Consider the following 14281-nt stretch of genomic DNA (forward strand, 5'->3'; position numbering starts at 1 on the left):
AGTCACTGTGTGGGGGGTTTGGTGTGGGGTTTGGGGGCGGGCGCTCGATCGGGCGGCAATGCAAAGCCACCGCCGGCCCTCACCCCCGGCCCCTCTCCCATTGGGGAGAGGGGAGCACACAAATGGCAGTGTTCACCGCCGCTGCGATCACGACTTCATGCATCCCGGCGTGATCCCCTTCTCCTTCGCGTACTGCGCCGCGGTGGCCTTGAACAGCGGGTGGATCAGGTTCTTGTTGCCTTCGATCCAGTCGGACACCACGACCCACTTGGTGCCATCCCACTGCTGGATCTTCACCTTGCCCGAGCCTTCGTGGTTGTCGCAGCTGGTCTTGATTTCCGGCAGCAGGCCGGTCGCGCCAAGCTGCTGCAGGCGCGCGTTGGTCAGGTTCAGGTTCTCGAAGGCCCAGCGCATCTGGTCGCCGGTCATCGGCTTGCCCTTGCCGAACTTCTCCTGCGCCACGCGGATGGCTTCGACGGTCACCACGGCCGCCGAAACCCCGCGGTTGTAGAGCACCGAGCCAACCTTGTTCTTGTCCTGCATATTGCCCTTGCCCGCGCCGTACACCACCTTGTCGATGTCGGCGATCAGCGGCACGCCGCGGCCCGCCACGTTCCAGGTGGCGCTCATATAGCCCTTCGCGGCTTCGCCGGCCGGCACGGTGTCTTCTTCCGAGCCGGCCCACCACGAGCCGATCATCTTGTCACGCGGAAAGCCCACCTTCTGCGCGGCCTTCAGCGCGGTCTGGTTCATCACGCCCCAGCCCCAGAAGATCACGTAGTCGGGGTTCTCCTGGCGGATTTTCAGCCACTGCGCGCCCTGCTCGTTGCCGGGGTGCGCCACGGGGATCTCCACCAGGTTGAACTTGCCCAGCTTGGCTTCCGCCTGCAGCGCGACGATCGGCTCCTTGCCATAGGCCGAGTCGTGGTACAGGTAGACGATCTTCTTGCCGGCGAGCGAGCCGCCATTCTTGGTCGCCAGGTATTTCACGATGGCCGAGACCTGCATCTGGTAGGTCGTCACCAGCGGGAAGGCATAGGGGAACACCGAGCCATCCACCGCATCGGTGCGGCCGTAGCCCATCATCACCAGCGGCACCTTGTCGGCGGCGGTCTTGTCGACCAGCGCGTACGAGATGCCCGTCGACATCGAGTGATACGCGGTGCCCTTGGTGGTGGCGTTCTTTGCCTTCAGGCGTTCATAGCACTCCACGCCCTTGGCGTTGTTGTATTCGGTCTCGCACTCTTCCCAGCTCAGCTTGACGCCATTGACGCCACCGTCCTTGAGGTTGACGTAGTTCAGGTAGTCGACGAAGCCGCCATACCAGGACTGCCCGTTGGCGCCATACGGGCCCACGCGGTAGCTTGGCAGTGCCACGAACTGTTCGTTGGTCTGCGCCAGTGCCGTTGCAGCCGGCACCATCAGCGCCGCTGCGGCGCTCGCGGCCAGCACGGCACGCTGCACATTGCGAATCAGGGTTGTCATGACAGTCTCCTTCACCTTGGCAGGTGCGTTTGTTATGGGGTACCCGTTTGATCGAAAGCTACGTCGGAAAGCGATTGATGCGATTAGTGCGGGAACGGCCACAGCCTCAGCTTCTCCTTGGCGATCTGCCACAGCCGCGCCAGCCCGTGCGGCTCCACGATCAGGAAGAAGATGATCAGGCCGCCGAACACCATCAGCTGGATGTGCGACACCGTGGCATTCGTGAATGGCAGGTGCAGCAGCGATGCCAGCGGCGGCAGCACGTTGTCCAGGAAGATCGGCAGCAGCAGGATGAACGCCGCGCCCAGGAACGAACCCAGGATGCTACCCACGCCGCCAATGATGATCATGAACAGCACGCGGAACGACAGGTCCAGCGAAAAGCCGTCCGGTTCCACCGAGCCGAGATAGCAAAACGCGTACAGCGCGCCGGCCACGCCGCAGTAGAACGAGCTGACGGCAAAGGCCAGCAGCTTGGTGCGCATCAGCGGAATGCCGATCACCTCGGCCGCCACGTCCATGTCGCGCACCGACATCCAGGCCCGGCCGGTGGCCGAGCGCACCAGGTTCTTGGCGATGAACGCCAGCACCGTGACGATGGCCAGCACGAACAGGTACTTCTTCACCGGCGTGTCGATGGCCATGCCGAACAGGTCCAGCCGCTGAGCGGTGATCACGCCCGACGAACTGTTGTTGGAGAACCAGGGGAACTTGGTCAGCGCCCACACCACGAAGAACTGCGCGGCCAGCGTGGCCACCGCCAGGTAGAAGCCCTTGATGCGCAGCGACGGCAGGCCGAACGCCACCCCCACCAGCGCCGCGGACAGGCCTGCCAGGATGAACGTCAGCAGCACCGGCAGGCCTTCCACGCGCAGCTGGAAGTTATAGGCCGCGTAAGCACCCACGGCCATGAAGGCAGCGGTGCCCAGCGACAACTGCCCGGCATAGCCGGTCAGGATGTTCAGGCCGAGCGCCGCGAGCGCGAAGATCAGGAACGGGATCAGGATGGCCGAGAACCAGTATTCCGAGCCGACGAACGGAATCACCAGGAAGGCCATCGCCATCAGCACGGCAAAGCCGATGCGGTCCTGGCGGATGGGGAAGATCTGGCTGTCGGCGACGTAGCTCGTCTTGAACTGGCCGGCTTCACGATAGAACATGGAAAATCTCCTGGAGCGAAGTCGGTTCAGACGCGGTCGATATGCTTCTCGCCGAACAGGCCTTCAGGCCTGACCAGCAGGAACAGCAGCGCGAACACATACGGGAACCAGCCCTCGATGCCACCGAAGTTGCCGCCGAACGCCGACTGGAACACCGGAGGGATGTAGATTTCGGCCAGCTTCTCCGAAGCGCCGATGATCAGCCCGCCGACAATGGCGCCCGGTACAGAGGTAAAGCCGCCGAGGATCAGCACCGGCAGCGCCTTCAGCGCGGTCAGCGTCAGCGCGAACTGCACGCCATTGCGCGAGCCCCACAGCATGCCGGCCACCAGCGCGACAAAGCCCGCCACGCCCCACACGATCGCCCAGATGTGCTGCAGCGGAATGCCCAGCGACAGCGCGGCCTGGTGGTCGTCAGCCACCGCGCGCAGTGCGCGGCCCACCTTGGTGTACTGGAAGAACAGCGCGAGCGAGCCCACCAGCACGCCGGCGATCGCGGCAGCGGCAATATCGAACTTGGACAGAACGATGTTGAAGCGCGTGAGGATGGCCTCGATCGGTTCATCGACGATGCCCAGGTTGATCGGGCGCACTTCATTGCCGAACAGCAGCGGCCCCAGGCCTTCGAGGAAGAACGACAGGCCGATCGTGGCCATGAACAGCGTGATGGGCGGCTGGTTGACCAGCTTGCGCAGCACGAAGCGCTCGGTGCTCATGCCGACGATGATCATCACGACAAAGGCGCCGATCACGGCGGCCCACATCGGCAGGCCCTTGTCCATCAGGCCGACCACGGCCAGCGCGGCGAAATAAACCATCGCGCCCTGCGCGAAGTTGAACACGCCCGAGGCCTTGTAGATCAGCACGAAGCCCAGCGCCACCAGCGAGTACATCAGGCCCGACAGCAAGCCGCCGAGCAGGATTTCTATGAAGAACGTCATGGCTGCGTTCCGGTGGAATCAGTTGAGTGGAAAGCCGCGTGCGGGCTCAGTGCGAGGTGCCGAGGTAGGCCTTGATCACATCCGGATTGGCCTTCACCTCTTCCGGTGTCCCGTCGCCGATCTTCTTGCCGTAGTCCAGCACCACCACGCGGTCCGAGATATCCATCACCACGCCCATGTCGTGCTCGATCAGCACGATGGTGGTGCCGAACTGCCGGTTCACGTCCAGGATGAAGCGGCACATGTCCTGCTTCTCTTCCACGTTCATGCCGGCCATCGGTTCATCGAGCAGCAGCATCGACGGCTCCGCCGCGAGCGCGCGCGCCAGCTCCACGCGCTTCTGCAGGCCGTAGGGCAGGCGTCCCACCGGCGTCTTGCGGATCGACTGGATTTCCAGGAAGTCGATGACCTCCTCGACCTTCTGCCGGTGCCGCATCTCTTCATTGCGCGCGGGCCCCCACCAAAGTGCATGCGCGAGGATGCCGGTGCGGAACTGCGTGTTGCGGCCGGTCATGATGTTGTCGAGCACCGTCATGCCCTTGAACAGCGCGATGTTCTGGAACGTGCGCGCAATGCCCTGGCGCGCCGCGTCGGTCGGATGCATCTGGCGGCGCTCTTCGCCGCGGAACACGATGCGTCCCTGCTGCGGGTGGTACACGCCGTTGATCACGTTCAGCATCGAACTCTTGCCTGCGCCGTTCGGGCCGATGATGGCGCGGATCTCGTGCTCGCACACATCGAACGAAATATCGGTCAGCGCCTTCACGCCACCGAACGACAGCGAGATGTGCTGCAGGTCCAGGATCACCTCCCCACCGGTGCGCGCGTGCTCGTGCGTCTGCTGCGAACGCTGCACGCCGGCTTGCAGGCCGATGTCGGCCAGCGGCGCCCCGGGCGCCATCGGGCCGGCCGGCGCAATGGCGCCGCCGCCGGGGATGGCGCCCGATGCATCCGTGCGCGCCATGCCGTTCCACTCGGGTTGTGCGCCGCGCTGCCCCGTGGGCGCGCGGTCCGTTCCTTGCCAGGCCACTTGCGTCATGCTCTTGCTCCCCTGCTCACGCCGCGCGTGCCGACGGCGGCAGGCGTTTGGCATCCACCAGCTTCAGCGTGGCCGACACGCTGCCCTCGCGCCCGTCCTCGAACTTCACGCGCGTCTCGATGAACTGCTCGGCCTTGCCCGCATACAGGCCTTCGATCAGCACCGCGTATTTCTCGGCGATAAAGCCGCGCCGCACCTTGCGCGTGCGCGTCAGCTCGTCGTCGTCCGGGTCCAGCTCCTTGTGCAGGATCAGGAAGCGCGAGATCTGCGAGCCGGCCAGCATGGCATCGTTGGCCAGGTCGGCATTCACCTGGTCCACGCATTCGCCGATCATCGCGATCACGTCGGGCTGGGCGGCCAGGTCGACGTAGCCGGCATACGGCAGGTGACGGCGCTCGGCCCAGTTGCCCACCGCATCGAAGTCGATGTTGATGAAGGCGCAGACCTGGTCGCGGCCGGTGCCGAAGGCCACCGCTTCCTTGATGTACGGGAAGAACTTCAGCTTGTTCTCGATGTACTTGGGCGCGAACATCGAGCCATCGGCCAGCTTGCCCACGTCCTTGGCACGGTCGATGATCTTGAGGTGGCCGTCGGCATCGATCACGCCGGCGTCGCCGGTCATGAAGTAGCCCTCGTCGTTGATGGCCTCGCGGGTCGCGTCATCGCGCTTGTAGTAGGACTTGAGCAGGCCCACGCCGCGCACCAGCACCTCGCCGTTGTCGGCGATGCGGATTTCCATGCCGGGCGCCGCCGGGCCGACGGAATCGAACTTGACCTGCCCGTCCGGCTGCAGGCAGACATAGGCGCAGGTTTCGGTCTGGCCGTAGAACTGCTTGAGGTTCACGCCGATCGAGCGGTAGAAGCGGAACAGGTCCGGGCCGATCGCCTCGCCGGCGGTATAGCCCACGCGGATGCGGCTCATGCCGAGCACATTGCGCAGCGGACCGTAGACCAGAAACTCACCGGCGGCATAGCGCATGCGGTCGGCCAGTCCGACGGGCTTGCCGTCGAGGATGTCGGCACCGCAGCGGCGCGCGACATCCATGGCCCAGTGGAACAGCTTGCGCTTGATCCAGCCCGCGTCTTCCATGCGGATCATCACTTGCGTGAGCAGCCCTTCATAGATGCGCGGCGGGGCGAAGTAGTAGGTCGGGCCGATCTCGCGCAGGTCCGTCATGACGGTCTCGCGCGATTCCGGGCAGTTCACGGTGAAGCCCGCCACCATGGCCTGTGCGTAAGAGAAGAGGTTGTCGCCGACCCATGCCATCGGCAGGTAGGACAGCACGTCGTCCTCCTCAGTGAGGCCGTCGAAGCCGCACCCGTTCTGCGCCGATCCGATCAAACCGCGGTGAGCGTGGCACACGCCCTTGGGCTTGCCGGTGGTGCCCGACGTATAGAGGATGATGGCCGTGTCTTCGGGCGCGCCCGCGGCAATCGCCTCATCATAGAAGCCCGGATGCGCATGGTCATATTCGCGGCCGATCTCCTGCAGGCGCTGGTACGACATCAGCGACGGATGATCGTAGTCGCGCAGCCCGCGCGGGTCTTCGTAGATGACGTGGCGCACGCAGCGGCCGGAGGCGGCCAGTTGCTCTTCGACTTCGAGCAGCTTGTCGACCTGCTCCTGGTCTTCGACGATGGCGAAATCGATCTCCGCATCGTTGAGCACGTAGACCATTTCATTGGCAATGGCGTCCTGGTACAGCGGCACCGGCACGCCGCCAAGCGCCTGCGCAGCCGTCATGGCCCAGTACAGGCGCGGACGGTTGTCGCCCACCACCGCCAGGTTCATGCCGCGCGTGAATCCCAGTGCCGCGAGGCCACATGCCAGCGCGCGGACTTCCTGCGCTGCCTGTGCCCAGCTGTATGTCTGCCAGATGCCGAGATCCTTTTCGCGATACGCCGGATGCGCCGGCCGTTGCCGGGCGTGCTCCAGCAGCAATCGCGGAAAGGTCGTCGCCGACGATTCCTGCATCGCTGTCTCCTGTCCCTCCGTCGTGGGGATCCACGCGCGGTGTCAAGCGCCGGTCCGGGTCGTTATACTTGGCCTGTTTTGCCTGGCGGCTGTCATGCCGCAGCGCATCAAGCCCGTCGTGCCTTGTGTTGTGGCACTTGCCGGCTCCGTAGTGATCGTAAGATAGCCGATGCCTCCCCCCCCGGTTGTCACGCCGGTGACAATTCCGGGTTAATCCCTACAGGACCTTTCCAGGCCATGCTGAACGATTTCGTCGACCGCTGCGTATGGGCCGCGGACCTCAGTCCGGAGCAGCGCGAACGCGTGCGCCGCGCGATGTTCGTGCGTGAGTACACGCAAGGCGACTATGTCTGTCACAAGGGTGAAATCGCCGAGCACTGGCTCGGCGTGCTCGAAGGCATCGTCAAGATCACTACCGTGTCGCCATCGGGCAAGTCGGTCACCTTCACCGGCGTGCCGACCGGCGGCTGGTTCGGCGAAGGCGCGGTGCTCAAGTCGGAGATCCGCAAGTACGACGTGATGGCGCTGCGCCGCTCGTCCATCGCCTTCCTGCCGCGCGAGACTTTTCAGTGGCTGCTGGATACCAGCCTGCCGTTCACGCGATTCCTGCTCACGCAGTTCAACGAGCGGCTGGGCCAGTTCATCGCCGCGGTGGAATACGAGCGCCTGCTCGACATCGATTCGCGCGTGGCGCGCGCGGTGTCGTCGCTGTTCAATGAGCACCTCTATCCGGGCATCGGCAACACGCTGGAGATCTCGCAGGAAGAGATCGGCCTGCTCGCCGGCATTTCGCGCCAGCGCGCCAACCAGGCGCTCAAGGTGCTCGAGCAGCAGGGCCTGGTGCGCGTGGACTACGGCGTGATCGAAGTGCTGGACCTCGACGGGCTGCGCCAGTACGGCGAGTGACACCATGCCTGCGCGCACCGCGATCGACGAGGCCACGCTGCGGGCCTATCGCGAGACCGAATACCGCGTGCATGGCGATGCGCCGCTGATACTGAAGATCGACGAGCCAAGCGTTCCACTGGCTGCATTGCATGCAAGACTGCATGTGGCATCGAGTGCGTTCATCACCGCGGCGAATCCGTTCAGCCAGGCTTGTGATCCATTGCGCAACGACGCGCGGCAGCAGGCACTGGCCGATGAACTCGCGCGGCTCGGCTATACCGCCATTCCGGGTATCGGCAAGCATCCGGCGAACGGCTGGCCCGGCGAGCCGAGCTTTTTGGTGCCAGGGATATCGCTTGACGCTGCCCGCGCGCTCGGCACGAAGCACGGCCAGAACGCCATCGTATGGAGCGGTGCCGATGCCGTGCCGCGGCTGGTCCTGCTGCGCTGAACGTGCGCCGCGCCTATTCTCTTGCGTGCCGATTGGCCACTTTGGCAATCGCCGCCTGCGCGCCGCTGCCGCCGGCGCCATCCATTCATCCTGCCATCCCTGCCGCTGCCACGATCGACGTGGTCGTGCGCGACTGGCACACCGATGTCTGCCTGCGCAGCGAGGACGCGGGCCCGGCCGTGCGCAGCCTTGCCAGCGGCTTCGAGGATGTTCGCTATCTGTGCCTGGGCTTCGGCGACCGCTCCTACGTAGTACGGCGCAACCACGGCATGGTGACGATGCTGCTGGCGTTGTTGCCGGGGCGTGGCGTGGTGGTGCTGACTGCGCTGCGCGCGCCGCCAGCCGAAGCGTTCGGCGCCGGCAATGTCGTCGGCCTCGCGGTCGGCCAGGCCGGGCTGGAGGGATTGCAAACCCACCTGCGCGACGCTGTGCAGAGAGGCGCGGATGGGAAGCCTATCAGCCTCGGTGCGGGCCCGTATGAAGGTGGCGCCTACCTCTCGGCTACCGCTGCCTACAGCCTGTTCTACACCTGCAATACGTGGACGGCCGATGCACTGCGCCACGCCGGCCTGCCGCTGGCGCCGGTCGCAGTGTTTTCCGACGACATCATGATGCAGGTGAGGCGCATTGCCGCTGAACAGCGCGATGCCGGCCTGGATCAGGCAGAGCGAGGATACCGCTCAGCCCATGCCGGCAATCTTCAGTAGCACGGTAGTTGTGGACAGGTGACCGTCGTACCGGACGATGGCCGGGCTGCGGTGTTGTTGGCGGGAGGATTCGGGTCGCCGCTGCTGACCGAGATACAGCCGGATAGCGACAGGGTGAGGAGCAGGACAGCCAGGCAGGTTGTTCGCATTGCCGTCTCCGGTGGTGGGCTGGGGCGACTTCAGTTATAGGCGAAATCGGCCCCTGCCCCCGGACGGCGGGTTACCAGCGGTCGCGGTCATGGCCACGTCCGTGGCCGTGACCATGGTCGTCGTCCCAATCGCGCTCACGATGGCCGCGGCGGCCGTACCACTGCTCGCGTCCCCACCAGCGGCGGCCGTCCCAATAGCGGTCACCGTGCCAGCCCATCACGATGGCCGGAGCAACGACCACCGGCGCCGGGCCATATGCCACGGGCGGCGGGCCATAGACGACTGGAGGCGGAGGCGCCACATAGACCGGCGGCGGGGGCGCCACATAGACGGGAGCAGGCTCGACGTACACCGGTGCCGGCACGCCGATGCTTACGCCGACATCCACACGTGCCATGGCGGGGCTGGCTGCCGCCAGCGACAACGCGCCAAGCGTAAAAGCGGCAAGGAGGGGGCGGATCATTGGATTCCTTTTTTGTCTTGCATCCATGATTCACTCTAACGCGGCTGTCACGTAACGGGTGAACTGGAATTGTTTCTGCATGTGAAACCATGTAAGCGGCTTTCGCGGCGCGCCGCGGGGGCCTGGATTCACGCTAAAAACAAAGCGGCCGCCTTCAATGGCGGCCGGCGCTTGCGGCACTTCACACGTTGCATCAGGGCAACGCGCCAGAGCTTTGCGGGTTACTTGCTATACACGTACACCCCACGCCCAGTCTTGCGGCCCAGATACCCCGCAGCCACCATCTCGCGCATCAGCATGGCCGGGCGGTACTTCGGATCGGCAAACTCCGTGTACAGCACTTCCATCACGGCCAGCATCGTATCCAGGCCGATCATGTCGGCCAGCGCCAGCGGCCCGATCGGATGGTTGCAGCCGAGCTTCATGCCTTCGTCGATTTCTTCCGGCGAGGCCAGGCCTTCGCCCAGCACGCAGAAAGCCTCGTTGATCATCGGGCACAGGATCCGGTTGACCACGAAGCCCGGGCTGTTCTTCACGGTGATCGGGTACTTGCCCAGTTCCTTGGCCAGTGCCTCGACGTCGGCGTGGGTGGCGTCGCTGGTCTGCAGGCCGCGGATCAGTTCGACGAGCGCCATCACCGGCACCGGGTTGAAGAAGTGCATGCCGATGAAGCGGTCGGCGCGGCTGGTCACGGCGGCCAGCTTGGTGATCGAGATCGACGAGGTGTTCGACGCGATGATCACTTCCGGGCCGACGATACCGTCGATCTGCTTGAGGATCTTGACCTTCAGGTCATAGTTTTCGGTGGCGGCCTCGATCACGATGTCGGCCTTCTTCAGGTCTTCATACGCGGTCGAGCCGTGGATGTGCGCCAGCGCGGCGGCCTTGTCGGCCTCGCTGATCTTGTCCTTCTTGATCAGGCGGTCCAGGCTGCCGGCGACGGTGGCGACGCCCTTCTGCACCGCTGCGTCGCTGATGTCCACCATCACCACATCAAGGCCAACTACCGCGCAGGCCTGTGCAATGCCGTTGCCCATCGTGCCGGCACCGACGATGCCCACTGTCCTGATTGCCATCTCTATTCCTCTTTGCTGGTTATGTATTCGTTGTCCGCGACCGCTCAGGCAGCTTGTTCGCGCAGCGCGGCGATGACGCGCTGCGCGTGGGCCTCGAGCACGTCCGGGGTCTGCGTGTCGCGCGCGTGGCCGCGCAAGGACTGGTCCGAATAGCGCGGCACGATATGGAAATGCACGTGCGGCACGGTCTGGCCGGCAGCGGCGCCATTGAACTGCCCGATCGACAACCCATCCGGATCGAATGCCTGGCGCACTGCGCGCGCGACGCGCTGCGTGGTGCGGATCGCGGCTTCCGCGCCGGCTTCCGACAGGTCGAACAGGTTGACCGCGGCTTCCTTCGGCACCACCAGGGTATGGCCGTCGGATTGCGGCATGATGTCCATGAAGGCGATGGTGTCGGCATCTTCATAGACCTTGATGCACGGCAGTTCGCCACGCAGGATCTTCGCAAAAATGTTGTTCGTGTCGTACGGGCTGTTCATGGTCGGGTGCGGCGGTCGTTCCGGAATCCGGCGAGCCGTCGAGTTTAACGCACAGGGGCGGCCGTGGCCGTGACAGTCCCCCTCCGCCACCCGATTTCAGGGCAGTTTTCTGCCTTATGTTTCACATATTGCGGCGGTACTGGCCTCCGACCTCGAACAGCGCGTGCGAAATCTGCCCGAGAGAGCACACCCGCACCGCATCCATCAGTACCGCGAAGACATTCTGGTTGTCGATCACGGCCTGGCGCAGCCGCTGCAGCATGGCGGGCGCCGCGTGGGCATGCGACTGCTGGAACGCGGCCAGGCGGTCGAGCTGGCTTTGCTTCTCGGCTTCGCTGGAGCGCGCCAGTTCCAGCTTCTGCGGCATCGGATCGCCGTCCGGATTGCGGAACGTGTTCACGCCGATGATGGGCAGCGTGCCGTCATGCTTCATCTGCTCGTAGTACAGCGACTCCTCCTGGATCTTGCCGCGCTGGTAGCCGGTCTCCATCGCGCCGAGCACGCCGCCGCGCTCGGCAATGCGCTCGAACTCCTGAAGCACGGCCTCTTCGACCAGGTCGGTCAGTTCCTCGATCAGGAAGCTGCCCTGGTTCGGGTTTTCGCATTTGGCCACGCCCCATTCGCGGTTGATGATCAGCTGGATCGCCAGCGCGCGGCGCACCGATTCGCCGGTGGGCGTGGTGATGGCCTCGTCATAGGCGTTGGTGTGCAGCGAATTGCAGTTGTCGTAGATCGCGATCAGCGCCTGCAGCGTGGTGCGGATGTCGTTGAAGTCGATCTCCTGCGCGTGCAGCGAGCGGCCCGAGGTCTGGATGTGGTACTTGAGCTTCTGGCTGCGCTCGTTGGCGCCGTACTTGTCGCGCATCGTCACCGCCCAGATACGGCGTGCCACGCGGCCGAGCACGCTGTACTCCGGGTCCATGCCGTTCGAGAAGAAGAACGACAGGTTGGGCGCGAAGTCGTCGATATGCATGCCGCGCGCCAGATACGCCTCGACATAGGTGAAGCCGTTGGCGAGCGTGAAGGCGAGCTGCGAGATCGGATTCGCGCCGGCCTCCGCAATGTGGTAGCCCGAGATCGACACCGAGTAGAAATTGCGCACCTGGTGGTGCACGAAATACTCGGCGATATCGCCCATCACCTTGAGCGAGAACTCGGTCGAGAAGATGCAGGTGTTCTGGCCCTGGTCTTCCTTGAGGATGTCGGCCTGCACCGTACCGCGCACGTTCTGCAGTACCCACGCGCGGATCTTCGCCTCTTCGTCGGCGCTCGGCTCGCGGCCGTTGTCGGCGCGGAATCTATCGAGGTTCTGGTCGATGGCGGTGTTCATGAACATCGCCAGGATGGTCGGCGCCGGGCCGTTGATCGTCATCGACACCGAGGTGCTGGGGCTGGTCAGGTCGAAGCCGTCATAGAGCACCTTCATGTCGTCGAGCGTGGCGATCGACACGCCGGAATTGCCGACCTTGCCGTAGATGTCCGGGCGCACGTGTGGATCTTCGCCATACAACGTGACCGAGTCGAATGCGGTGGAAAGCCGCTTGGCCTCCATGCCTTCCGACACCAGCTTGAAGCGCCGGTTGGTGCGGAAGGCATCGCCCTCGCCGGCAAACATGCGCGTGGGATCTTCGTTCTCGCGCTTGAATGCGAACACGCCGGCGGTGTACGGGAAGCTGCCGGGCACGTTCTCGCGCATCAGCCACTTCAACACTTCGCCCTCGTCTTCGAAGCGCGGCAGCACGACCTTGCGTATCTTCGTGCCCGACAGCGTGGTGCTTACGAGCCGTGTACGCAGTTCCTTGTCGCGGATCTTCACCACGTAGTCGTCACCGCTGTAGGCCTGCTGCATTTGCGGCCACATTTCCAGCAGCTTGCGCTCCAGCGGGCCAAGCGCCGCGTCGCGCTCCGCGGCCAGGTTGTCCAGTGCAGCCACGCCTTCGCCCTGCGCTTGCGCGAGCATGCGGCTGGACGCACGCAACTGCTGGCGCTCGCGCGCGATGCGGCTCTGCTCCGCCACGCGCCGGTGATAGCCGCGCAATGTATCGGCCAGTTCCGCCAGGTAGCGGCTGCGCTGCGGCGGAACGATGACGTTCTGCCCTGTCGAAATGCGGCCGGTCAGCGCGGGCAGCGTGCCCGGCTGGAACTTGAGCCCCTTGCCGGCCAGCGCATCGCGCAGGCCCTGGTAGAGCATGGTCACGCCATCGTCATTAAAGCGCGACGCCTGCGTGCCATACACCGGCATGTCCTCGGGCTTGCCATGCCATTGCTCGCGGTTGCGCTGCACCTGCTTGGCCACGTCGCGCCAGGCATCCTGCGCACCCTTGCGGTCGAACTTGTTGATCGCGACGAAATCGGCGAAGTCGAGCATGTCGATCTTCTCGAGCTGGCTCGCGGCGCCGAACTCGGGCGTCATCACGTAGAGCGACACGTCCACGTGCGGCACGATGGCCGCATCGCCCTGGCCGATGCCCGAGGTCTCGACCACGACCAGATCGAACCCGGCCACCTTGCACGCGGCGATGACATCGGGCAGTGCCTGCGAGATCTCGCTGCCTGCTTCACGCGTGGCCAGCGAGCGCATGAAGATGTTCGGATGGTTGATCGCATTCATGCGGATGCGGTCGCCCAGCAGCGCGCCACCGGACTTGCGCCGCGACGGGTCGATCGAGACCATCGCGATGCGCAGCGTGTCCCGCTGGTCCAGACGGATGCGACGGATCAGTTCGTCCGTCAGCGATGACTTGCCCGCGCCACCGGTCCCGGTGATGCCGAGCACGGGCACCGTGGCCTTCTCCGCCTTCGCGTGCAGGTCTTTTACGAGCGCAGGATCCGCCTTGCCATTCTCCAGCGCGGTGATGAGCTGCGCCAGCGCGCGGCGGTCGCCTGCGGCCACCGCATCGAGCGTCGTCGGTGCATAGCGGCTCAGGTCGATATCGCAGCGCTGCACCATGTCGGCAATCATGCCGGCCAGGCCCATGCGCTGGCCGTCCTCCGGGCTGTAGATGCGCGCCACGCCGTAGGTCTGCAGTTCGCGGATTTCATCGGGCACGATCACGCCGCCGCCGCCGCCGAACACCTGCACATGCTCGCCGCCCTTCTCGCGCAGCAAATCCACCATGTACTTGAAGTACTCGACGTGACCGCCCTGGTAGCTGGAGATGGCAATGCCCTGCGCGTCTTCCTGCAGTGCTGCGGTCACCACTTCATCGACAGAGCGATTGTGGCCGAGGTGGATCACCTCGCAGCCGTAGGACTGCAGGATGCGCCGCATGATGTTGATCGATGCGTCGTGGCCGTCGAACAGCGATGCCGCCGTGACGAAACGCACCTTGTTGACGGGGCCGCGCGCCTGCGCCTGGGGCGCGTCGCGACGGACATCGCGCACATCGGAAAGATCGGTCATGGTCTCCACCGCTGGCTGGATTGGCTCGCGGCCGCCTGCAGCCTGGTGCGCCGGTCTGGTG

Annotated in this window: 12 protein-coding genes; 3 read left to right on the forward strand and 9 right to left on the reverse strand. The window is 64.8% G+C overall.

Annotation, left to right across the window (positions count from 1 at the left end; all coding sequences use genetic code 11):
• Positions 1–147 precede the first annotated feature (147 nt).
• From AC3FKH_RS01455 to AC3FKH_RS01475, 5 genes are all read right to left on the reverse strand, one after another.
• A complete protein-coding gene (locus AC3FKH_RS01455; RefSeq protein ID WP_488672316.1) occupies positions 148–1485 on the reverse strand; it encodes an ABC transporter substrate-binding protein in 1338 nt (445 codons plus the stop codon).
• Between the two features lie 83 nt (positions 1486–1568).
• A complete protein-coding gene (locus AC3FKH_RS01460) occupies positions 1569–2645 on the reverse strand; it encodes a branched-chain amino acid ABC transporter permease (RefSeq protein WP_488672318.1) in 1077 nt (358 codons plus the stop codon).
• Positions 2646–2671: 26 nt separating this feature from the next.
• Complete coding sequence (locus tag AC3FKH_RS01465; RefSeq protein WP_224081250.1) at positions 2672–3586, reverse strand: branched-chain amino acid ABC transporter permease; 915 nt, start codon at positions 3584–3586, stop codon at positions 2672–2674.
• 46 nt (positions 3587–3632) lie between these two features.
• On the reverse strand, positions 3633–4625 hold the full coding sequence (locus tag AC3FKH_RS01470; RefSeq protein ID WP_488672320.1) for an ABC transporter ATP-binding protein: 993 nt from the start codon (positions 4623–4625) through the stop codon (positions 3633–3635).
• Between the two features lie 16 nt (positions 4626–4641).
• Entirely contained in the window at positions 4642–6600 is a 1959-nt protein-coding gene (locus tag AC3FKH_RS01475) for an AMP-dependent synthetase/ligase (RefSeq protein WP_488672322.1), read from the reverse strand.
• 237 nt (positions 6601–6837) lie between these two features.
• Here AC3FKH_RS01475 and AC3FKH_RS01480 point away from each other — a divergent pair, with 237 nt between their 5' ends.
• Genes AC3FKH_RS01480 through AC3FKH_RS01490 form a run of 3 tightly spaced genes read left to right on the forward strand, consistent with a single transcriptional unit; the run spans position 6838 to position 8646 of the window.
• Positions 6838–7506 carry a Crp/Fnr family transcriptional regulator gene (locus tag AC3FKH_RS01480; protein ID WP_488672324.1) on the forward strand — a complete coding sequence of 223 codons (669 nt, stop codon included), beginning with the start codon at positions 6838–6840 and terminating at the stop codon, positions 7504–7506.
• A 4-nt stretch (positions 7507–7510) separates the two neighbouring features.
• Positions 7511–7939, forward strand: coding sequence for a DUF3293 domain-containing protein (locus AC3FKH_RS01485; RefSeq protein ID WP_488672326.1), 429 nt, complete (start codon positions 7511–7513; stop codon positions 7937–7939).
• A 41-nt stretch (positions 7940–7980) separates the two neighbouring features.
• A complete protein-coding gene (locus AC3FKH_RS01490; protein ID WP_488672328.1) occupies positions 7981–8646 on the forward strand; it encodes a DUF2459 domain-containing protein in 666 nt (221 codons plus the stop codon).
• Between the two features lie 220 nt (positions 8647–8866).
• Here the strand turns inward: AC3FKH_RS01490 and AC3FKH_RS01495 are convergent, their stop codons facing one another.
• The 4 genes from AC3FKH_RS01495 to icmF all read right to left on the reverse strand — a co-directional run bounded on the left by AC3FKH_RS01495 (position 8867) and on the right by icmF (position 14220).
• Positions 8867–9259 carry a hypothetical protein gene (locus tag AC3FKH_RS01495; RefSeq protein ID WP_488672330.1) on the reverse strand — a complete coding sequence of 131 codons (393 nt, stop codon included), beginning with the start codon at positions 9257–9259 and terminating at the stop codon, positions 8867–8869.
• 221 nt (positions 9260–9480) lie between these two features.
• Complete coding sequence (locus tag AC3FKH_RS01500) at positions 9481–10362, reverse strand: 3-hydroxybutyryl-CoA dehydrogenase (protein WP_488672872.1); 882 nt, start codon at positions 10360–10362, stop codon at positions 9481–9483.
• Positions 10363–10379: 17 nt separating this feature from the next.
• Positions 10380–10817 (reverse strand): HIT family protein, encoded by a 438-nt coding sequence (locus AC3FKH_RS01505; protein ID WP_488672332.1) that lies wholly within the window; start codon positions 10815–10817, stop codon positions 10380–10382.
• A gap of 121 nt (positions 10818–10938) precedes the next feature.
• Positions 10939–14220: a fused isobutyryl-CoA mutase/GTPase IcmF gene (icmF, locus tag AC3FKH_RS01510; RefSeq protein ID WP_488672334.1), complete on the reverse strand. Its 3282-nt coding sequence runs from the start codon at positions 14218–14220 to the stop codon at positions 10939–10941.
• Positions 14221–14281 lie beyond the last annotated feature (61 nt).

Source organism: Cupriavidus sp. 21MJTG02-4, assembly GCF_057798975.1.

Excerpts from the sequence above, each read along its gene's own strand:
- AC3FKH_RS01455 (WP_488672316.1), bottom strand. The coding sequence starts at position 1,485 with ATGACAACCCTGATTCGCAATGTGCAGCGTGCCGTGCTGGCCGCGAGC.
- AC3FKH_RS01460 (WP_488672318.1), bottom strand. The coding sequence starts at position 2,645 with ATGTTCTATCGTGAAGCCGGCCAGTTCAAGACGAGCTACGTCGCCGAC.
- AC3FKH_RS01465 (WP_224081250.1), bottom strand. The coding sequence starts at position 3,586 with ATGACGTTCTTCATAGAAATCCTGCTCGGCGGCTTGCTGTCGGGCCTG.
- AC3FKH_RS01470 (WP_488672320.1), bottom strand. The coding sequence starts at position 4,625 with ATGACGCAAGTGGCCTGGCAAGGAACGGACCGCGCGCCCACGGGGCAG.
- AC3FKH_RS01475 (WP_488672322.1), bottom strand. The coding sequence starts at position 6,600 with ATGCAGGAATCGTCGGCGACGACCTTTCCGCGATTGCTGCTGGAGCAC.
- AC3FKH_RS01480 (WP_488672324.1), top strand. The coding sequence starts at position 6,838 with ATGCTGAACGATTTCGTCGACCGCTGCGTATGGGCCGCGGACCTCAGT.
- AC3FKH_RS01485 (WP_488672326.1), top strand. The coding sequence starts at position 7,511 with ATGCCTGCGCGCACCGCGATCGACGAGGCCACGCTGCGGGCCTATCGC.
- AC3FKH_RS01495 (WP_488672330.1), bottom strand. The coding sequence starts at position 9,259 with ATGATCCGCCCCCTCCTTGCCGCTTTTACGCTTGGCGCGTTGTCGCTG.
- AC3FKH_RS01505 (WP_488672332.1), bottom strand. The coding sequence starts at position 10,817 with ATGAACAGCCCGTACGACACGAACAACATTTTTGCGAAGATCCTGCGT.
- icmF (WP_488672334.1), bottom strand. The coding sequence starts at position 14,220 with ATGACCGATCTTTCCGATGTGCGCGATGTCCGTCGCGACGCGCCCCAG.